This is a genomic window from Pseudomonas sp. AC112, from assembly GCF_979253545.1.
This window is the reverse complement of record NZ_CEEDCM010000001.1, coordinates 3309968-3331469: the sequence shown is the minus strand read 5'-3', so window position 1 is coordinate 3331469 and position 21502 is coordinate 3309968. Positions and strand designations below refer to the sequence as shown.

Genomic DNA, 21502 nt, shown 5'->3' with positions numbered 1-21502 from the left:
ATCAGAAATATCACATGACCTGTCAGTCAGTTTTTTCAGGCTCGTGACCCAACTCCAGCATCAACCCACTCAAGCGCTTGACCTTGCGCCTCACGGCTTCTTCGAACACGCCGCCACGGGGCTCGATCAGGCTGAACCAGCGCTTGGCTCGGGTGATGCCGGTGTAGATCAACTCTTTGGTGAGCACCGGGTTCAAGGCATCCGGCAGGATCAGCGCAGTATGGGTGAACTCCGAGCCCTGGGATTTATGCACGGTCATGGCGTACACGGTTTCCACATCATTCAGACGGCTGGGCAGCACAAATCGCACGCCGCCTTGGCCATCGTTACGTGGGAAGGCCACGCGCAGCACCTGGGGGCCTCCGTCGCTTTCGGGCAATTTGAGTGCAATGCCGATGTCACCGTTCATCAAGCCCAGGCCGTAATCGTTGCGGGTCATCAGCACCGGGCGGCCTTCGTACCATTGCTCGTCGCCTTCGATCAGCCGCACCTTGCGCAAGGCCGCGGTCATGCGCAGGTTCAGGCCTTCCACGCCCCAGGGGCCTTTGCGTACCGCACAGAGCAGTTGGAACGCGTCGAAGGCTTGCAGCAGCTGCTGCGCCCAGAGGGTCCAGGCGGGGTCTTCACGTGGGGTGCCGGGGGCTGGCCGCGCGCTTTGCAACAGGTTGAGGTAATAGCGATAACCCTGGGCACCGCCACCTTGTCCGTCCAGTACCAAGCGCTCCAGGGCATGGTCATGCTCGCCCTTGAGGCTGACACAGAACAGGTCATCGTGACTGCGCGCCGCCAACAGCTTGCGGGCTTCTTCGGCGTTTTGCTGGTTGACCCAACGTGCCAGTTGGCCGATGCCACTGCCTTCGCCAAAACGTCGCGAGTAGCGCAGCATCACCACTTGCTGTGCCAGGGGATGGGTACCGTCGAGATCTTCTTGCAGGCCACTGGCGCTGAGGTCTTCACCGCTGACGGTTTGCAGCCATTGGCGGGTTTCGGCGCTGTAGAAGCCGGCTTCGGCGTCACGGCACAAATCACCCAGTACCGCGCCCGCCTCTACCGACGCCAGTTGGTCCTTGTCGCCCAACAGGACCAGGCGAGCATGGGGCGGCAAGGCGTCGAGCAGGTTGGCCATCATTTCCAGGTCGATCATCGAGGCTTCGTCGACGACCAGCACATCCAGGGGCAATGGGTTGCCAATGTGATGACGAAAATGCCGCGTGCCCGGGCGACTGCCCAGCAAGCGGTGAACGGTGGTGACCTGGGTCGGGATCTTTTCCTTCACGCTGTCCGGCACTTTCAGCGACAGCACTTGTTGGCTGATGGACTCGGTCAGGCGTGCGGCGGCCTTACCGGTGGGGGCGGCCAGGCGAATGCGCAATGGACCGCCGGTTTCCACCGCCGGCGCCTGCAACAGCGCGAGCAGGCGCACCACGGTGGTGGTCTTGCCGGTACCGGGGCCGCCGGTGACGATGCTGAATGCACCGCGGGTAGCCAGTGCGCAGGCGAGCTTTTGCCAGTCGATCACACCATCGGGCGGCGGTTGGTCGAACAGGCTGTCGAGGCGCTGCGGCAAATCGGCGGCGACGCTTTCCTGAGTGGCAAGACGCAGGCGCAAGGCGGTGTCGATGCGCCGCTCGTAAGTCCAATAGCGGCGCAGGTACAGGCGCTTGCCGGACAGGACCAAGGGGCGACTCTGGGCGGCTTCGCTGCCATCAACTGCCAACGCCACCAGATGGCTGGCGGCCAGCGCATGGCACCAGTGGGCGCCGTCGAGGCCGTCGAGCAACTGCGACGGCAGCAGCATGGCGCCGGTTTGCAGGTCGCCTTCAGGCGGCAACGACAGGGCAAAGTCCGGCGCCTTGAGGGTTTCGAACAGGTCGAGGCAGACGTGGCCATGGCCCAATTGATGGCTGGTCAGCGCCGCAGCCAGCAGCACCAGCGGGTCAGCGTGGGGATCCAGTTCGTGCAGGAAGCCGACGAAGGCTTTGTCCAAGGCACGCAACCAACCGCGATCGACCCAACGCTCCAGCAGTTGCACCAGGTCGGCGGCCTTGCTGAGGGGCATCAGCGCCTCCAGCGGTAACGGCGACAGGCTCATAACAACACTCCTTGTTCCCAGGCGGGCTCAACCTTGGGCGGGATGGGCTTGCCCTGGAACAACAGGTCCAGGCCTTCGATCAGTTCCCGTGGCGGCCGGGTGAAATACGCACCCTGGCTCGCCGACTGGGTGCCGCGCAGGAACAGGTACAGCGCGCCGCCGACATGGCGGTCGTAGTCGTAGTCCGGCAGGCGCGCCTTGAGTTGGCGGTGCAGGGCCAGCAGGTAAAGCACGTATTGCAGGTCGTACCGATGATCGAGGATCGACTGTTCCATGGCGTCCGAGGTGTAGGCCGAATCGTCGGGACCGAGCCAGTTGGATTTGTAATCGGCCACGTAATAGCGGCCGTCATGTTCGAAGGTCAAATCGATGAAGCCCTTGAACATGCCGTTGAGCAGCACAGGCTCGGCGGCGACGCGGGAAACGCCGTTGTGGGTGTATTGGCACACCAGCTTATCGAGGGCGAGTACGTCGACCTTGTGGCTGGCGAACCAGAACTCCATCTCGATCTGGTACTGCTGCAAAGCGCTCAGGGGGACGTAGCCGTTATCCACAGGCAGTGGCGTTTGCAGCAGGTGGCCGAGCCAGCCGCTGAGGGTGATGATCCAGCCTTCCCAGTTGCGCCGATTGCAGCGGGCGCCCACGGCCTTTTCGATGGCCTCGGGCGTGACGTTGAAGCCCTCCTCCCCCGCCCATTCCAGCAGACCGTGCAGGAAGGTCCCTGGGTTCGGGCCGCGTGGGAAACGGTGAATATCGCCGCCGGACGCCGCCACTTCGCGCGGTGCATCGGGGTCGAGGCGCTCGTCATCGAAGAGCTTCTGGGCCTGTGGACTCTCCGGCGCTTCGAGCGTGGCGGCGCTCATGCTGTCGCCGATGCGCAACGCGCTGTAGGAGGCAATCCACCAGTTTTCTGCAGCCTTGCGCTTGGGCAGCAAGGGCGCCCGCAGCCTGGCTTCGTTGCGAGGTGGGTGAAAGACGATGTCTTGCGCGTCGGGCACTTGGTTGTAGTCGATGGCGGGACACCCTGCTTGCAGGTCCAACAACCAGCGCGCCAAACCGGCAGACTCCGCCAACGACGCGCCAGCGCCGAGCAAATAGCCCAGCGCTGAGAGGTGCAATACAGAGCTATTGCTGTTGCCGCGCTTGAGGTCGGCGATGCCCAGCCAGCATGCATGCTTGGCGCGGGTAAGCGCTACATACAACAGGCGCAGGTCTTCGGCCAGGCGCTCGTTATCAGCCTGGACGATCAACTCAGGCGTAGGGCGCAGGCTGACGTGGGATTTGCCGTGTTCATCGTGGTAGTGCAGCGGTAAACGGCTGCCGTCCACTGGTTTGGCCGAGCAGATAAACGGCAGGAAAACCAGGTCGTACTCCAGGCCTTTTGACTTGTGGATCGTCACCACCTTGACCAGTTGTTCATCACTCTCCAGGCGCAGGATTTGTTCTTCACCCGCTTGGCCGGAGAGTGCCAGGTGTTCGGCCAGATGTCGGATCAGTGCCTGTTCGCCGTCCAGTTCCGATGCCGCTTGTTGCAGCAATTCGCTGAGGTGCAGCAGGTTGGTCAGCACGCGTTCGCCATCGCTGCGTGCGATCAGGGTTTGCGGCAATTTAAAGTCGTGCAGCAGGCGGCGCAGCATCGGCAGCACGCCTTGGGTCCGCCATATCGCGCGGTAGCCACGGAACTGCATGACGCGGCTTTCCCACGCCAGTTCATCCTGGTTCAGACGCTCCAGTTCCGGCAACGACAGGTTCAGGGTGACGCACGCCAAGGCGGCGCGCAGCGGGCGCTCGACATCCGGCTCGGCGCAGGCCTTTAGCCAGGCGAGCAGGTCGTGGGCCTCTTGGGCAGCGAACACCGAGTCCTTGTCGGACAAATACACACTGCGCACACCACGGGCAGCCAGTTCGGCACGTACGGCCTGGGCCTCCTTGCCGTCGCGCACGAGGATGGCGATGTCTGACGGGCGCACGCCTTTGAAGCTGCCGTCCGGTTGTAGGAAGCCTGCGCTGCCTTGCTGCCCGCCGTTGAGCAATTCAACGATGTGCGTGGCACAGGCCGCCGCAAGCTGCTGACGATACAGCACGTTGGAAACCGGCTGGTCAGTAGGCAACTGCCAGAGGTTCATGGCTGGCAGTGTCTGGCCATCCACCTGAAGTTGCTCCTTGCGACCCTGGGACAGCACCGAATGGAAAGGCACCGGGTTTTCACCGTTCGGCTCGCGGAACAGGAACGCGCCGCGACCTGTTTCTGCACGCTGGAACACGTGGTTCACGGCCTCCACCATTGCGTGGCTGGAGCGGAAGTTGGTGCCCAAGGTGTGGTGACGACCGGTGGTGGACTGACGGGCGCGCAGGTAAGTGTAGATATCGGCGCCACGGAAGGCGTAGATCGCTTGCTTGGGGTCGCCGATCAGGAACAGGCCACTGTCGAGGTGGTTTTCTTCGATGCGATAGATGCTGTCGAAGATGGCGTATTGCACCGGGTCGGTGTCCTGGAACTCATCGATCAAGGCCACTGGGAATTGCTCGCGGATCACACTGGCCAGGCGTTCGCCGCCGTCTGCCTGGAGCGCAGCGTTGAGGCGGATAAGCATGTCGTCGAAACCCATTTCGGCGCGGCGACGCTTTTCTTCTTCAAAGCGTTTGCCGACCCAGCCAGCGGCGTGCTGCAACACGGCGGCGTCGGGGGTCGGCAGCGCATCAAGGGCCGCCTTGAGTCCGGCCATGGCGTCGATAGCGGGATGCTGCGGCGGCTCGCCTTTCCAGGCTTCGGCCATGCCGTCGGGCGTCAGGCGGGTGAAGCCGGTGCCGATGTCCAGTTGCTCAAGGGATTCGTCAGTGGCCCAGGCGCTGATCTTTTCGAACCACGGCTCGAAGAAGCGTGCTTGCATCTTGCGGCCATCGACGGCCTTGGCGGCCACGGCTTGCAGGCAGATATCGCGCAGCTCGGCGGCCCATTGTTGCCAGGGGGCCTTGAGTGTCTGCAGTGCTTCGCGGCGCTCTTGCAGGCAGGCGTTGATTAGCTCGGCGGGCTCGCGGGTTTCATCCGTAGGCCGTTCGCTGCCGAACAACGCGCGTACCCGTGGCATCAGCGCGGCAGGGCCGCTCCAGTTATTGCGTACCCAGTTGAGCGCATCGTCGTGCATCGGGTAGCAGAACAGCCGCCAGTAATCACGCAATACTTCGCCGAGCAAGTCAATGTGATCGGTTTCCAGGGTCTGGGTGAACAGGCTGCCACTGTCGAAGGCATGTTCGCGCAGCATGCGCTGGCACCAACTGTGGATGGTCGAGACGGCGGCTTCATCCATCCATTGGGCGGCGATGTCCAGGCGATTGGCGCAGGCGGGCCATTGTTCGGCTAGGTAATCGGCGCGCAGATCGGCGATCAGGGCGTCTGGCTGTTCAATCTCTTCACGAAAAAACCGCGCGGCTTCGGCCAGGCGGATGCGGATGCGTTCGCGCAGTTCTTTGGTGGCGGCATCGGTGAAAGTCACTACCAGGATTTGCGGTGGCAGCAGTTCGCGGCCAAAGCCTGATTCATCGCCTCCATGGCCGAGGACCAGGCGCAGGTAGAGGGCGGAGATGGTGAAGGTCTTGCCGGTGCCAGCGCTGGCTTCAATCAGCTGGCTGCCTTTGAGCGGGAAGGCCAGGGCCAAGGGTTTGCTGGTCATGCGCCGTCCTCGCCAGTGAGTGATCGCCATGGGGCGTTGAGCAGCGGGCGATAGAGGGTTTCGCACCACCCTTCGAACTCTTCGCTGGCGATGAGTGTGGCGTAGTCGGGAAATTGCCGGGTGAGCGCCGGGGTTTCGCGACGCTCGCCATCGGTGGTCAGGCCGTCGCCTTCGTAGGCTTTACTGGCAGCTGCTTGCGCCTTGGCAGGATCGGTTTGGCTGAGCCACGCGAAAGCGGTTTTCACGGCAACGGGCAGTGGCTGGCTCATTCCGACTTGCCAGGCGAGCAGCAGGTTGCCGAGGATTTCCTGGGCATTGGATCTATCCAGTGGTGGCAGGAGCAGGGTGTCGTCGCTGGCGACCAAGCCGGTGCTTAACGGTAGACCGCAGGCACAGGCGACCACGTGATTGACCCAGGGGCGAATCAGGCGATGCCATTTGCGGGTCTTGATCGAGCCGATACTGTTGGGAATAGTGGTGACGCTGAGTAAACCGCCATCACTGCGCCGATGCAGACTGCTGACCCAGCCTTCCAACTGAACGCCATGATGCTCAAAACTGACGGGTTCGGCGCCGGGGTGCGGGGTGGGCCAAAGGGCCAGCAACTGCTGGTAGCGTCGCAGCAGATCGGGCAAGGGCTCGATCAGCTCGTTGCGCAGGCACTCACCGAAACCCACCATCGGCAACAGGCCACTGCCTTGTAAACGCAGGGCCTGGGCATTCAGCGCCTGGTCGAGGTGATCGGGTTGTGTGAGTGCGGCGCTGAGCAGGCTGTCGCTCAGGCTATAGCGTTGCAGTGCATCGAGAACGAAGGGCTCTTCGTCAGCCAGCGGCACCTCGGCGGCTTCGAAGAACACTTTCAGGCGTTGGCTGAAGAAGTGTTTGACTGGGTTGCGCAGGAAGTCTTGAAGCTGGCCGAGACTCAGGGGTTCTTCCTGTTGATGGGGAGCCAGGTCGTGTTCGGCTGGGATGGCATCGGAGGCCTCGTGGAGCAACTGCCATTCGCGCGCGTAGCTGAACAGCGCATCGCCCTCATGGAAATAACGGGCGCTGAACGGTTGCAGCGGATGCTCTTGTGTCATGGCGTCAATCAGCGGCGTGTCACTGTTTGCGAGGTGCCAGCCGCTGGCGAGATGGTCACGCAGTTGACCGATCAGTACCGAGGCCGGGCGGTCACTGTTGTCACGGATGCTGCGGCCGACCCAGCTGATATAGAGCTGGTCACGTGCTGAAAGCAGCGCTTCGAGCAGCAGGTAGCGGTCGTCTTCACGGCGTGAACGGTCGCCGGGGCGGTAGTCGCTGCCCATCAGGTCGAAGTCCAGCGGTGGTTGCGCGCGCGGGTAATCACCGTCATTCATGCCGAGCAGGCAGACCAGCTTGAAGGGGATCGCACGCATGGGCATCAGGGTGCAGAAATTGACAGCTCCTGCGAGGAAGCGCTGGGACAGGCGACCTTGGTCGAGGCCGGCGAGCCAAGCTTCACGGACGACAGTGAGCGGTAACTCATCCTGCAGACCCACGGACTCGCAGGTTTCTAGCCAAGTCTCCCTGAGTTGTTCTAGTTGGCCTAGCAGGTAGTCGTCGTGTTCGCTGCTCGGCAGGAAGAACAGTTGCATCAGGCGTTGCAGGCGTTCGCCCCACTCTTTGGGCGATGCGGGCTGCGACAAAGCTTGATGGGCGTCGTTGAGTGCGTCGAGCAAGGCAACCAGTGGACCGATCAGGGCGGCGTCGAGGCCACCGATTTCGTCGTAGGGCTCGATGCCATCACACGCGGCGCCGGTGCCTACGGCGTAACCGAGCAACATGCGGCGCAGGCCGAAACGCCAGCTGTTTTGTTCCAACGCCTTTGGCAGGCCCAGGCCGGCACGTTGTTCGGCGTTGAGACCCCAGCGGATGCCGGCACCTTCTATCCAGCGATGCAGCGTAGGCAGGTCGCGCTCCTTGATGGCGAAGCGTTCGCGCAGGGCCGGAACGTCGAGCAGGTCGAGGATCTCGCTGACAGGGAAGCGGCTATCGGGGAGTTTCAGCAAGTGTTCGACGGCAATGAGCAGAGGGTCGCGACCGCGCTGGCCTTGGTCAGTCAGGGTGAACGGAATGAAGCGTGGGTCGTTGCGCTCAAGCTGGCCGAATACGGCGCGGATGTGCGGTGCGTAGCTGTCGACGTCGGGGACCATGACGATGATGTCCCGGGGGCGCAGCGTGGGGTCGGCGCTGAAGCGCTGGAGCAGTTGGTCGTGGAGGATTTCCACTTCGCGTTGGGCGCTGTGTGCAATGTGGAAGCGGATTGAGGTATCGCGGTCTAGATCGACAGCAGGCCATAGTTCGCGGGTTTCGTTGAGTGGGCGCAGTTCGAGAATATCGTCCTGGAGCTGGTTGAGCAGTGTGGTCGGTTCGCTGTCACTGAACAGGTCGATGCGGCCGTCACGGAATGCGGCGCGGTAGCTGTTGGGATCGTCGTAGCTGTCCAGCAGGCTGATGTAGTCACGGCCTTGTTTACCCCACGCGGCCAATAATGGGTGAGCGTGCTGGTGCAGGGTTTGTGGGTCGATGGTAACTGGCATGCCCGCTTTGCGGGCCTGACGCTTGTATTCGTTACGTAGTAGGTCTTTGTCGGCGACGATGTCGGACCAATGGTGGCGACAAGGGTTGTGTACGCAGAGCAAGACTTGGCTGAATCGCGCGAGACCGGCGAGGGCTTCCAGTGCCTGTGCCGGCAACGAGGAGATGCCGAAAACGATGACTCGGGATGGCAGGCCCTCGGGTGCTGTTTCCACTGTATTGATGCGCTCGATAAAGCGTTGGTGAACGCCGGCGCGACTTTCGGCCATGCCTTCTTCACCGACATCCAGCAACAGTGCGCGCCATAGTTCAGCTTGCCAGCAGTTGGCTGGGTTGAGCGGTTTTGATTCGCCTCGACCGTTGCGCAGTTGGTGGCGGCCGGCAGCCCAGTCTTCGAGCCAATCGGCGCGGTAGACCTGATATTGGTCGAACAAGTCAGCCAGGCGCTCGGCGAGTTGGTAGCGTTTGCGCAAATCGGTGTCGTGGGTGAGAAAACGCTGCAGCGGTTCGAAGTGCGGTTGATCGATAAGCTCCGGCAGCAGTCGCATGAGGCGCCAGGTCAGCGGGGCTTTGTCGAGCAGGGACTTGGGCGGAATTTCATCTTTGCCCAAGACCATACGATATAGCTGCCACATAAAGCTGCCAGGCAATTGAACATCGATTGCTGCGGCTATTCCGCAGCCGCCCATGTCGTCTTTTTCCGGATCTTCAGCCAGGGCCAGCTTGAGCCATTGAGCGATGCCGTTGCTTTGTACCAGGGCAATTTCGTTTTCCAGGGGCGCCAGGGGATAGCGGCGCATCCAGCTGACCACCAGGCTGCGCAGTTCATCCAGGCGGTTGCCGTGAACCACCATGAATCCAGCACTGAGGGACGTCGCATCCGGCATAACGGCTTCCTTGGGAAAAGCAAAATCGAGGGTGCGACTTTAGCACTGTGGGCAGTTTTTGGCGGAACTCGGATGTTAGCTGTCTTTTCGACCGCCCAAAACAAAACCCCATCTGCTTTCGCAAATGGGGTTTCGGAATTTAATCTTGACGATGACCTACTCTCACATGGGGAAACCCCACACTACCATCGGCGATGCATCGTTTCACTGCTGAGTTCGGGATGGGATCAGGTGGTTCCAATGCTCTATGGTCGTCAAGAAATTCGGGTACTGAGTCGTGACCAGTTGGTCTCGCTTCAGCAAATTGGGTATGTGATAGTTTTCGGTGTTTTGTGAGCGTCGAACTTTCGGTTCATTTCGTCTTCACACACCGCAATCTGATGCTCGTTAGAGTAGTCAAATTGCTTGGGTGTTATATGGTCAAGCCTCACGGGCAATTAGTATTGGTTAGCTCAACGCCTCACAGCGCTTACACACCCAACCTATCAACGTCGTAGTCTTCGACGGCCCTTCAGGGAACTCAAGGTTCCAGTGAGATCTCATCTTGAGGCTAGTTTCCCGCTTAGATGCTTTCAGCGGTTATCTATTCCGAACATAGCTACCCGGCAATGCCACTGGCGTGACAACCGGAACACCAGAGGTTCGTCCACTCCGGTCCTCTCGTACTAGGAGCAGCCCCTCTCAAATCTCAAACGTCCACGGCAGATAGGGACCGAACTGTCTCACGACGTTCTAAACCCAGCTCGCGTACCACTTTAAATGGCGAACAGCCATACCCTTGGGACCGGCTTCAGCCCCAGGATGTGATGAGCCGACATCGAGGTGCCAAACACCGCCGTCGATATGAACTCTTGGGCGGTATCAGCCTGTTATCCCCGGAGTACCTTTTATCCGTTGAGCGATGGCCCTTCCATACAGAACCACCGGATCACTAAGACCTACTTTCGTACCTGCTCGACGTGTCTGTCTCGCAGTCAAGCGCGCTTTTGCCTTTATACTCTACGACCGATTTCCGACCGGTCTGAGCGCACCTTCGTACTCCTCCGTTACTCTTTAGGAGGAGACCGCCCCAGTCAAACTACCCACCATACACTGTCCTCGATCCGGATAACGGACCTGAGTTAGAACCTCAAAGTTGCCAGGGTGGTATTTCAAGGATGGCTCCACGCGAACTGGCGTCCACGCTTCAAAGCCTCCCACCTATCCTACACAAGCAAATTCAAAGTCCAGTGCAAAGCTATAGTAAAGGTTCACGGGGTCTTTCCGTCTAGCCGCGGATACACTGCATCTTCACAGCGATTTCAATTTCACTGAGTCTCGGGTGGAGACAGCGCCGCCATCGTTACGCCATTCGTGCAGGTCGGAACTTACCCGACAAGGAATTTCGCTACCTTAGGACCGTTATAGTTACGGCCGCCGTTTACCGGGGCTTCGATCAAGAGCTTCGCGTTAGCTAACCCCATCAATTAACCTTCCGGCACCGGGCAGGCGTCACACCCTATACGTCCACTTTCGTGTTTGCAGAGTGCTGTGTTTTTAATAAACAGTCGCAGCGGCCTGGTATCTTCGACCGGCATGAGCTTACGGAGCAAGTCCTTCACCCTCACCGGCGCACCTTCTCCCGAAGTTACGGTGCCATTTTGCCTAGTTCCTTCACCCGAGTTCTCTCAAGCGCCTTGGTATTCTCTACCCAACCACCTGTGTCGGTTTGGGGTACGGTTCCTGGTTACCTGAAGCTTAGAAGCTTTTCTTGGAAGCATGGCATCAACCACTTCGCTAACTAAAAGTTAGCTCGTCATCAGCTCTCGGCCTTAAGATCCCGGATTTACCTAAGATCTCAGCCTACCACCTTAAACTTGGACAACCAACGCCAAGCTGGCCTAGCCTTCTCCGTCCCTCCATCGCAATAACCAGAAGTACAGGAATATTAACCTGTTTTCCATCGACTACGCTTTTCAGCCTCGCCTTAGGGACCGACTAACCCTGCGTCGATTAACGTTGCGCAGGAAACCTTGGTCTTTCGGCGTGGGTGTTTTTCACACCCATTGTCGTTACTCATGTCAGCATTCGCACTTCTGATACCTCCAGCAAGCTTCTCAACTCACCTTCACAGGCTTACAGAACGCTCCTCTACCGCATCACTTACGTGATACCCGTAGCTTCGGTGTATGGTTTGAGCCCCGTTACATCTTCCGCGCAGGCCGACTCGACTAGTGAGCTATTACGCTTTCTTTAAAGGGTGGCTGCTTCTAAGCCAACCTCCTAGCTGTCTAAGCCTTCCCACATCGTTTCCCACTTAACCATAACTTTGGGACCTTAGCTGACGGTCTGGGTTGTTTCCCTTTTCACGACGGACGTTAGCACCCGCCGTGTGTCTCCCATGCTCGGCACTTGTAGGTATTCGGAGTTTGCATCGGTTTGGTAAGTCGGGATGACCCCCTAGCCGAAACAGTGCTCTACCCCCTACAGTGATACATGAGGCGCTACCTAAATAGCTTTCGAGGAGAACCAGCTATCTCCGAGCTTGATTAGCCTTTCACTCCGATCCACAGGTCATCCGCTAACTTTTCAACGGTAGTCGGTTCGGTCCTCCAGTTAGTGTTACCCAACCTTCAACCTGCCCATGGATAGATCGCCCGGTTTCGGGTCTATTCCCAGCGACTAGACGCCCTATTAAGACTCGCTTTCGCTACGCCTCCCCTATTCGGTTAAGCTCGCCACTGAAAATAAGTCGCTGACCCATTATACAAAAGGTACGCAGTCACAGAACAAAGTCTGCTCCCACTGCTTGTACGCATACGGTTTCAGGATCTATTTCACTCCCCTCTCCGGGGTTCTTTTCGCCTTTCCCTCACGGTACTAGTTCACTATCGGTCAGTCAGTAGTATTTAGCCTTGGAGGATGGTCCCCCCATATTCAGACAAAGTTTCTCGTGCTCCGTCCTACTCGATTTCATGACTAAGAGATTTTCGCGTACAGGGCTATCACCCACTATGGCCGCACTTTCCAGAGCGTTCCGCTAATCTCAAAGCCACTTAAGGGCTAGTCCCCGTTCGCTCGCCACTACTAAGGGAATCTCGGTTGATTTCTTTTCCTCAGGGTACTTAGATGTTTCAGTTCCCCTGGTTCGCCTCTTGCACCTATGTATTCAGTACAAGATAACCATCTTATGATGGCTGGGTTCCCCCATTCAGACATCTCCGGATCAAAGTCTGTTTGCCGACTCCCCGAAGCTTTTCGCAGGCTACCACGTCTTTCATCGCCTCTGACTGCCAAGGCATCCACCGTATGCGCTTCTTCACTTGACCATATAACCCCAAGCAATCTGGTTATACTGTGAAGACGACATTCGCCGAAAATTCGAATTTCTCAACTAAGAGAACTCACAAATTTTACCTTAGCCTGATCCGTTACCAGTGAAAGTAACGTTCAGTCTATCTTTCTATCACATACCCAAATTTTTAAAGAACGATCTAATCAAAGACTAGAAATCAACATTCACCATCAACCTGATGGAATGCTCATTTCTAAGCTTTCATAACTTTCAGAAGCAGTAGTGGTGGAGCCAAACGGGATCGAACCGTTGACCTCCTGCGTGCAAGGCAGGCGCTCTCCCAGCTGAGCTATGGCCCCGTATTTCTACAGGCGTTTCCCACACAAAATTGGTGGGTCTGGGCAGATTCGAACTGCCGACCTCACCCTTATCAGGGGTGCGCTCTAACCAACTGAGCTACAGACCCAATTTCGGGCTGCTTCTTATCGTCTTCTTCAATGAATCAAGCAATTCGTGTGGGAACTTATGGAGCAGCTGATGTCGTCGATTAAGGAGGTGATCCAGCCGCAGGTTCCCCTACGGCTACCTTGTTACGACTTCACCCCAGTCATGAATCACACCGTGGTAACCGTCCTCCCGAAGGTTAGACTAGCTACTTCTGGTGCAACCCACTCCCATGGTGTGACGGGCGGTGTGTACAAGGCCCGGGAACGTATTCACCGCGACATTCTGATTCGCGATTACTAGCGATTCCGACTTCACGCAGTCGAGTTGCAGACTGCGATCCGGACTACGATCGGTTTTATGGGATTAGCTCCACCTCGCGGCTTGGCAACCCTCTGTACCGACCATTGTAGCACGTGTGTAGCCCAGGCCGTAAGGGCCATGATGACTTGACGTCATCCCCACCTTCCTCCGGTTTGTCACCGGCAGTCTCCTTAGAGTGCCCACCATTACGTGCTGGTAACTAAGGACAAGGGTTGCGCTCGTTACGGGACTTAACCCAACATCTCACGACACGAGCTGACGACAGCCATGCAGCACCTGTCTCAATGTTCCCGAAGGCACCAATCTATCTCTAGAAAGTTCATTGGATGTCAAGGCCTGGTAAGGTTCTTCGCGTTGCTTCGAATTAAACCACATGCTCCACCGCTTGTGCGGGCCCCCGTCAATTCATTTGAGTTTTAACCTTGCGGCCGTACTCCCCAGGCGGTCAACTTAATGCGTTAGCTGCGCCACTAAAAGCTCAAGGCTTCCAACGGCTAGTTGACATCGTTTACGGCGTGGACTACCAGGGTATCTAATCCTGTTTGCTCCCCACGCTTTCGCACCTCAGTGTCAGTATTAGTCCAGGTGGTCGCCTTCGCCACTGGTGTTCCTTCCTATATCTACGCATTTCACCGCTACACAGGAAATTCCACCACCCTCTACCATACTCTAGTCAGTCAGTTTTGAATGCAGTTCCCAGGTTGAGCCCGGGGATTTCACATCCAACTTAACAAACCACCTACGCGCGCTTTACGCCCAGTAATTCCGATTAACGCTTGCACCCTCTGTATTACCGCGGCTGCTGGCACAGAGTTAGCCGGTGCTTATTCTGTCGGTAACGTCAAAATTGCAGAGTATTAATCTACAACCCTTCCTCCCAACTTAAAGTGCTTTACAATCCGAAGACCTTCTTCACACACGCGGCATGGCTGGATCAGGCTTTCGCCCATTGTCCAATATTCCCCACTGCTGCCTCCCGTAGGAGTCTGGACCGTGTCTCAGTTCCAGTGTGACTGATCATCCTCTCAGACCAGTTACGGATCGTCGCCTTGGTGAGCCATTACCCCACCAACTAGCTAATCCGACCTAGGCTCATCTGATAGCGCAAGGCCCGAAGGTCCCCTGCTTTCTCCCGTAGGACGTATGCGGTATTAGCGTCCGTTTCCGAACGTTATCCCCCACTACCAGGCAGATTCCTAGGCATTACTCACCCGTCCGCCGCTCTCAAGAGAAGCAAGCTTCTCTCTACCGCTCGACTTGCATGTGTTAGGCCTGCCGCCAGCGTTCAATCTGAGCCATGATCAAACTCTTCAGTTCAAACATCTTTGGGTTTTTAAGAAACCCTAAACTTGGCTCAGCAATCGTTGGTTACATCTTTGATTTCTCGCGGAGTAACTTGTGATGCTGATAATCTTGTTGACTATCAGTCTGACTCCACAAGCACCCACACGAATTGCTTGATTCAGTTGTTAAAGAGCGGTTGGTTAAGATCTTTCGTCTCAACCGAGGCGCGCATTCTACAGCAGCCTCATTTGCTGTCAAGTGATTATTTTCAGAAGTTTTCGAAGATTTCTTCAATAACTTCAACCACTTGCGCTTCCGATCTCTCGTTAGCGGGAGGCGAATTCTACAGCGTTACACGCTGCTGTCAACACCTCTTTTTCTCCGCTTTCGACCGAGAAGATCGAAACGTTAATAGAGCCAAACAACACTGCTCTACCAACTCCTTCTGGGCTTCGATGAACTGAAGCAAGTCGCTGTCGAATTCTGCGTAACTCTTTGTTTACCAAGGAGTTTTCCGTTTCGACTGCGCCGGAAGTGGGGCGAATTATAGACTTCCAGAATCTGCCGTCAACCCCTAATTACATTTTTGTTGCAGAAAGTGGTTTTTTCGCAATAAGCCTTGGGATTCGTCGCATCACGGGGGGTAGCCGCAATACCAAAAGCAACGCACCTATAGACGCATAGATAGCCCACTCCTTCAGATCAGCTCGCACGATCCACAGCATATGCAGCAAGCCAAGTCCAAGAATCACATACACCAGGCGGTGAAGCTTCTTCCAACGACTTCCCAAACGACGCTGACTGTAACGATTCGACGTCACAGCCAATATCAACAGCAACAGGAAAGCCAACGCCCCGACAATAATGTAGGGCCGCTTGCGCAACTCCACACCCAGCTGAGACCAGTCCAACCCAAGCACAAAAACGCAGTATGCAGCCAAGTGCAGCACGACATAGGCAAAGCACCACAACCCCAGTTGCCGACGCACCGTTATCCACCCCGCCCAACCACTGAGTTTCTGCAGCGGCGTCATTGCTAAGGTGATCAGCAAAAGAATAAGAGTACCGAGCCCCAGCCTATCAACTAGCACCTTGCCCGGATCCGGCCCCAGGGCAGAACTCCACGCCTCATAGAGCCAGAACAGTGGCCACACCGCCGCCGCTATAAAGACGCCAACACGCCAGATCGGGTAACGCATCAATAGTTTTTCCGCAGATCGAGATCGGTATAAAGAGACGCCACCTCATCCGAGTAACCGTTGAACATCTGCGTCTCACGCACATTGGGACTGAACAAGCCGCTCGGCAGGCGGCGCTCCCGGGCCTGGGTCCAGCGTGGGTGATCGACCGTCGGGTTCACATTTGCATAGAACCCATACTCATTGGCAGCAATGCTTTGCCAGGTGGTTTTGGGCTGCTCGCTCACGAGACTGATACGCACAATGGACTTCACACTCTTGAAGCCATACTTCCACGGCACCACCAAGCGCAGCGGTGCGCCGTTCTGGTTAGGCAATTCGCGCCCATACATGCCTACCGCCAGGATCGCCAAAGGGTTCATCGCCTCATCCAGACGCAAGCCCTCTACATAAGGCCAGTCGATCAAGCCAAAACTCGAACGCTGCCCCGGCATGCTCTTCGGGTCCTGAAGGGTTTCAAAACGGATGTATTTGGCTTTGGAGGTCGGCTCGACCTGCTTGAGCAACGCTGAGATCGGGAAACCGATCCAGGGGATCACCATGGACCACGCCTCAACACAGCGTAGACGGTAGATGCGCTCTTCCAACTGATAAGGCTTCATGAAGTCTTCCAGGGCATAGCGGCCTGGCTTCGCGACCTCGCCATCAATGACCAGACTCCAAGGCTCGGTCTTGAGTGAGCCCGCATTGGCTGCCGGATCGCCCTTGTCGGTACCGAACTCATAGAAATTGTTATAGTGCGTTGCGTCCTTGAAGGGCGTGATCGCCTCGTCCTTCACGGTAACGGCCTGCCATTTGGTGCCCGGCAGCTTCTCGGCAAACCAGCCCGGCGCCCTGCCCGCCTCAACATCGGCATAACGCGAGGCCTCGTCAGCACTGGCCCAACGCGGCAAGCTGCTGGCTGCAATACCGGCAAGCGCACCACCGAGCAGGCTGCGGCGAGAGAGGTAGAAGGATTCAGGCGTGACATCCGATTCGTGGCAATCGGACGTTTTAGGCAATTTGATTAACATGGCAACTCCGCAGCATTGGAGAACTGATGCACCAATAGACTGCGGAGTATGAGGGAAATTACATTAAGGCAATGTTTTGTCGCGGCGCAGATGCAGCAAGTACTGAACCGGCCCCGACGCGGCGTAAACCAGGAACGCCAGCAACAGAATTCGCGGCGGATCACTGAACACCACGGCAAATACCAGCACCACCGCCAGAATCGCCACGAAAGGCACACGCCCTTTCAGGTCCAGTTCCTTGAAGCTGTTGTACTTGATGTTGCTGACCATCAGCATGCCGGCGGCAGCCACCATCAAGGCAACCAGGAACGACATCTTCGACCCCTGGATGCCGTAATCACTGAACGCCCAGACGATACCCGCCACCACACCTGCAGCAGCAGGGCTGGCCAAACCGATGAAGTAACGCTTGTCGGCGGTCCCCACCTGGGTGTTGAAGCGCGCCAGACGCAAAGCAGCGCCCGCGACATAGATGAAGGCAACCATCCAGCCGACCTTGCCCATATCACCCAGCGCCCAGGCAAATGCCAGCAACGCGGGGGCGACGCCAAACGCAACCATGTCGGACAACGAGTCGTACTCGGCACCGAAGGCACTTTGCGTATTAGTCATGCGTGCAACACGACCATCCAGGCCATCGAGCACCATGGCGACGAAGATGGCGATTGCAGCAAAGCCAAAATACTTGCTGGCATTCGCCGCATCGCCTGCCGCCAGCGCACTTTGGGCGCTCATGGAGTTGATGATGGAATAGAACCCGGCAAATAGGTTCGCCGTGGTGAACAGGTTGGGCAGCAGATAGATGCCACGATGCCGGACCTTGCGGCCTTCAGCGTCATGCCCTTCTTCGACATGCTCATCGATCGGTAGCAGGCTTTCGGCGTCAGGAGCCTGGTTTGGCTCTTCGGGACGTTCGCTCATGGACTTTACCTTGCAACGGTGTGAAAAAATTCGACAAATACTTGCGGCGAGTGTTCGCCCGCAAACGATGCAGCTTTATACCAGAACCCGCCGCCCAAACGAAAAAACGCGGCCTAAGCCGCGTTTTCTCTTGATTCGTACGACTTAGTTCTTGGCTTTGTCGACGATCTTGTTGGCACCGATCCACGGCATCATGGAGCGCAGTTGCTCGCCGATGACTTCGATACCGTGAGCGGCGTTGTTACGACGCTTGGCGGTCATCGAAGGGTAGCCGGTAGCGCCTTCACTGATGAACATTTTGGCGTATTCGCCGTCCTGAATACGTTTCAGGGCGTTGCGCATGGCCTGACGGGACTCGGCGTTGATCACTTCCGGGCCAGTCACGTACTCGCCGTATTCGGCGTTGTTGGAGATCGAGTAGTTCATGTTGGCGATACCGCCTTCGTACATGAGGTCAACGATCAGCTTCAGTTCGTGCAGGCATTCGAAGTAGGCCATTTCTGGCGCGTAGCCTGCTTCAACCAGGGTTTCGAAACCGGCTTTAACCAGTTCGACGGTACCGCCGCACAGTACGGCTTGTTCGCCGAACAGGTCGGTTTCGGTCTCGTCCTTGAAGGTGGTTTCGATGATGCCGGTACGACCGCCACCGACGCCAGCAGCGTAGGACAGTGCCACGTTCTTGGCGTTGCCCGATGCGTCCTGGTAGATCGCGATCAAGTCAGGGATACCGCCGCCTTTGACGAACTCGGAACGTACAGTGTGACCCGGCGCTTTTGGCGCGATCATGATCACGTCCAGGTCAGCGCGTGGCACAACCTGGTTGTAGTGAATCGCGAAGCCGTGGGAGAAGGCCAGGGTGGCGCCCTTCTTGATGTTCGGCTCGATTTCGTTCTTGTACAGCGCGGACTGGAACTCGTCCGGGGTCAAGATCATGACCAGGTCGGCAGCAGCAACGGCGGAAGCAACGTCAGTCACTTTCAAGCCATGGGCTTCAGCCTTGGCAACAGTGGCCGAGCCTTTACGCAGGCCAACGGTCACGTCAACGCCGGAATCTTTCAGGTTGCACGCTTGAGCGTGGCCCTGGGAACCGTAGCCGATGATGGCGACTTTCTTGCCCTGGATGATCGACAGGTCACAATCTTTATCGTAATAAACTTTCATGAGGTTCCTCTATATATCCAGGCCGTAAGGCCATTCGCTAATTTGGGTTAGATGCTGAGTACTTTGTCGCCACGGGCAATCCCGGTGACACCACTGCGTACGGTTTCCAGAATCGAGGCCGTCCCGATCGACTGGATGAAGCTGTCCAGCTTGTCGCTTGTACCGGTCAGTTGAACGGTATAAACGCTGGCGCTCACATCGACGATCTGCCCGCGATAAATGTCGGTAGTGCGTTTGATCTCGGCACGTTGGGCACCCGTGGCCTTGACCTTCACCAACATGAGCTCGCGCTCGATGTGGGCACTTTCCGACAGGTCGACCAGCTTGACCACTTCGATCAGCTTGTTGAGGTTCTTGGTGATCTGCTCGATCACCTCATCGTGGCCAACAGTCGTCAACGTCAGGCGCGACAGTGTCGGGTCTTCGGTCGGAGCCACGGTCAGGCTTTCGATGTTGTAGTTGCGCTGCGAAAACAGGCCGACAACACGAGACAGAGCGCCGGGCTCGTTCTCCAGAAGCAGGGAGATAATGTGCCGCATGATTAAGTACGCTCCGTCTTGTTCAGCCACATGTCGCGCATAGAGCCGTCTTTGATCTGCATCGGGTAGACGTGCTCGCTGGTATCCACCTGAATATCAATGAACACCAGGCGGTCCTTCATGGCGAACGCCTCTTCCATCTTCGGCTTCAGATCTTTCAAATCGGTGATGCGAATGCCGACGTGGCCATAGGCTTCAACCAATTTTACGAAATCCGGCAGCGACTCCATGTAGGAATGGGAGTGACGGCTGTTGTAGCTCATGTCCTGCCATTGACGAACCATGCCCAGCACGCCGTTGTTCAGGCAGACAATCTTCACCGGAAGGCCGTACTGCAGGCACGTCGACAGTTCCTGGATGTTCATCTGGATGCTGCCCTCACCGGTGACGCACGCGACGTCGGTGTCCGGGAAGCTCAGCTTCACGCCCATGGCCGCAGGGAAACCAAAGCCCATCGTGCCCAGGCCGCCGGAGTTGATCCAGCGGTTAGGCTTGTCGAACTTGTAGTACTGCGCGGCGAACATCTGGTGCTGGCCCACGTCGGAGGTCACAAAAGCGTCGCCCTTGGTCACTTCGCACAGGGTCTCGATCACGGTTTGTGGCTTGATGATGCTGCCGTCGCCCTTGTCGTAAGGGAACAGGCCGCGATCACCGCGCCATTCGTCGATCTGCTTCCACCAGCTGGCCACGGATTCTTTGTTTGGCGTCTCGCCGATGTCCTTGAGTGCAGCGACCATTTCGGTCAATACGCTTTCAACAGGACCTACAATCGGCACGTCGGCCTTGATGGTCTTGGAGATGGACGCCGGGTCGATGTCGATATGGATGATCTTGGCATTCGGGCAGAATTTGCTCGCGCCGTTGATCACGCGGTCATCGAAACGCGCGCCCACTGCCAGGATCACATCGGCGTGGTGCATCGCCAGGTTGGCGGTGTAGCTGCCGTGCATGCCGAGCATGCCGACGAACTGACGGTCCGAACCCGGGAAGGCACCGAGGCCCATCAAGGTATTGGTCACCGGCAGGTTGAGCAGCTTGGCCAGCTCGGTCAACGGTGCAGAACCACCGCCCAGAATCACGCCACCACCCGAGTACAGCACTGGACGCTTGGCCGCCAGGAGCATTTCTGCGGCCTTGCGGATTTGCCCCGAGTGCCCACGGACGGCCGGGCTGTAGGAACGCAGCTTGGCTTTCTTCGGGAAGACGTATTCGAATTTCTCGGCCGGGTTGGTCATGTCTTTCGGGATATCGACCACCACAGGACCCGGACGACCGGACTGTGCGAGGTAGAACGCCTTTTTCATGACTTCCGGGATTTCCGACGCGTGCTTGATCATGAAGCTGTGTTTCACGATCGGCCGGGAGATACCGATCATGTCGGTTTCCTGGAATGCATCGGTACCAACCATGGTGCTAGCCACCTGGCCGGAAATGATCACCATCGGGATGGAGTCCATATACGCAGTCGCGATGCCGGTAATGGCATTGGTTGCGCCTGGGCCGGACGTTACCAGTACCACGCCGGCTTTACCGGTGGCACGGGCATAACCGTCAGCCATATGGGTCGCGGCCTGTTCGTGGCGAACCAGGATGTGGGTAACAGCCGGTTCCTTGAACAGTGCGTCGTAGACATGCAGCAGAGCACCACCTGGGTACCCGTAGATATAGTCGACGCCTTCGTCACGCAAAAAGCGGACGAGCATCTCACCGCCAGATAAAAGCTCCACGTTGTTCACCTCTAAAACGCCAGAATACCGTCCGTTGAAAACCGACGGGTCTTAATAGGTTTACTTCTCAACAGAGCATGAGCGACGGTGGTCGCCGACTACGTCAGCACTGACTGAGCAAGTATTGGGATCGTCCCAAGTGTTGCGGGCTTTTCCCACCCAGCGCGAGGTAACGCGTTGCGGGTGTTACAGGTCGGCGCGGATGTGCGCCTCATGATCTGCTGAGCGGGCCTGCTTCTGGCAGTCCCGATACAGCGGACTTTGGATTCTTCTGTTTCAGGCCCTTCAAGTCAAGCAATAATTGCGCTTTTTTCCAACTAAGCGCATGAGAACGTAGAAGAAAGGGCTCTGAGGAGGGATAAAACTCGCCTGAATGTCGTCAAGCGGTAGAAATGTGCGCAAGACTG

The 21502-nt window shown here is 57.5% G+C and carries 9 protein-coding genes, 2 tRNA genes and 3 rRNA genes; all 14 read right to left on the bottom strand.

Annotation, left to right across the window (positions count from 1 at the left end; translation table 11 throughout):
• Positions 1-22: 22 nt before the first annotated feature.
• Complete coding sequence (gene recD / locus AC0IYN_RS15330) at positions 23-2092, bottom strand: exodeoxyribonuclease V subunit alpha (RefSeq protein ID WP_471842148.1); 2070 nt, start codon at positions 2090-2092, stop codon at positions 23-25.
• Positions 2089-5763 (bottom strand): exodeoxyribonuclease V subunit beta, encoded by a 3675-nt coding sequence (gene recB, locus AC0IYN_RS15325; protein ID WP_471842145.1) that lies wholly within the window; start codon positions 5761-5763, stop codon positions 2089-2091. The genes recD and recB overlap by 4 nt, the downstream gene beginning before the upstream one ends.
• On the bottom strand, positions 5760-9209 hold the full coding sequence (gene recC / locus AC0IYN_RS15320; protein WP_471842142.1) for an exodeoxyribonuclease V subunit gamma: 3450 nt from the start codon (positions 9207-9209) through the stop codon (positions 5760-5762). Before recC ends, recB begins: the two co-directional genes overlap by 4 nt.
• Before the next feature lie 143 nt (positions 9210-9352).
• Positions 9353-9468 (bottom strand): 5S ribosomal RNA (gene rrf / locus AC0IYN_RS15315).
• A gap of 157 nt (positions 9469-9625) precedes the next feature.
• Positions 9626-12517: ribosomal RNA gene (locus AC0IYN_RS15310) — 23S ribosomal RNA — on the bottom strand.
• A gap of 249 nt (positions 12518-12766) precedes the next feature.
• A tRNA-Ala gene (locus tag AC0IYN_RS15305) sits at positions 12767-12842 on the bottom strand.
• A gap of 30 nt (positions 12843-12872) precedes the next feature.
• Positions 12873-12949, bottom strand: a tRNA-Ile gene (locus tag AC0IYN_RS15300).
• A gap of 82 nt (positions 12950-13031) precedes the next feature.
• Positions 13032-14568, bottom strand: a 16S ribosomal RNA gene (locus AC0IYN_RS15295).
• Together the 16S, 23S and 5S rRNA genes with 2 tRNA genes alongside form the textbook arrangement of a ribosomal RNA operon.
• A 545-nt stretch (positions 14569-15113) precedes the next feature.
• Positions 15114-15734, bottom strand: a complete 621-nt coding sequence (gene msrQ / locus AC0IYN_RS15290) for a protein-methionine-sulfoxide reductase heme-binding subunit MsrQ (RefSeq protein ID WP_471842140.1) — start codon at positions 15732-15734, stop codon at positions 15114-15116.
• Entirely contained in the window at positions 15734-16747 is a 1014-nt protein-coding gene (msrP, locus tag AC0IYN_RS15285; RefSeq protein WP_471842137.1) for a protein-methionine-sulfoxide reductase catalytic subunit MsrP, read from the bottom strand. Before msrP ends, msrQ begins: the two co-directional genes overlap by 1 nt.
• 63 nt (positions 16748-16810) lie before the next feature.
• Positions 16811-17668: a CDP-diacylglycerol--serine O-phosphatidyltransferase gene (pssA, locus tag AC0IYN_RS15280; protein WP_078050193.1), complete on the bottom strand. Its 858-nt coding sequence runs from the start codon at positions 17666-17668 to the stop codon at positions 16811-16813.
• A 144-nt stretch (positions 17669-17812) separates the two neighbouring features.
• Entirely contained in the window at positions 17813-18829 is a 1017-nt protein-coding gene (ilvC, locus tag AC0IYN_RS15275) for a ketol-acid reductoisomerase (RefSeq protein WP_003176099.1), read from the bottom strand.
• Positions 18830-18876: 47 nt separating this feature from the next.
• Positions 18877-19368: an acetolactate synthase small subunit gene (gene ilvN / locus AC0IYN_RS15270; RefSeq protein WP_003176102.1), complete on the bottom strand. Its 492-nt coding sequence runs from the start codon at positions 19366-19368 to the stop codon at positions 18877-18879.
• Positions 19369-19370: 2 nt separating this feature from the next.
• On the bottom strand, positions 19371-21095 hold the full coding sequence (locus AC0IYN_RS15265) for an acetolactate synthase 3 large subunit (protein ID WP_025857141.1): 1725 nt from the start codon (positions 21093-21095) through the stop codon (positions 19371-19373).
• Positions 21096-21502: the final 407 nt, after the last annotated feature.

What these genes read in the sequence shown, in the direction of transcription:
- recC (WP_471842142.1), bottom strand. Translation starts at nt 9,209, where the DNA reads ATGCCGGATGCGACGTCCCTCAGTGCTGGATTCATGGTGGTTCACGGC.
- msrQ (WP_471842140.1), bottom strand. Translation starts at nt 15,734, where the DNA reads ATGCGTTACCCGATCTGGCGTGTTGGCGTCTTTATAGCGGCGGCGGTG.
- ilvN (WP_003176102.1), bottom strand. Translation starts at nt 19,368, where the DNA reads ATGCGGCACATTATCTCCCTGCTTCTGGAGAACGAGCCCGGCGCTCTG.
- msrP (WP_471842137.1), bottom strand. Translation starts at nt 16,747, where the DNA reads ATGTTAATCAAATTGCCTAAAACGTCCGATTGCCACGAATCGGATGTC.
- recB (WP_471842145.1), bottom strand. Translation starts at nt 5,763, where the DNA reads ATGACCAGCAAACCCTTGGCCCTGGCCTTCCCGCTCAAAGGCAGCCAG.
- pssA (WP_078050193.1), bottom strand. Translation starts at nt 17,668, where the DNA reads ATGAGCGAACGTCCCGAAGAGCCAAACCAGGCTCCTGACGCCGAAAGC.
- recD (WP_471842148.1), bottom strand. Translation starts at nt 2,092, where the DNA reads ATGAGCCTGTCGCCGTTACCGCTGGAGGCGCTGATGCCCCTCAGCAAG.
- ilvC (WP_003176099.1), bottom strand. Translation starts at nt 18,829, where the DNA reads ATGAAAGTTTATTACGATAAAGATTGTGACCTGTCGATCATCCAGGGC.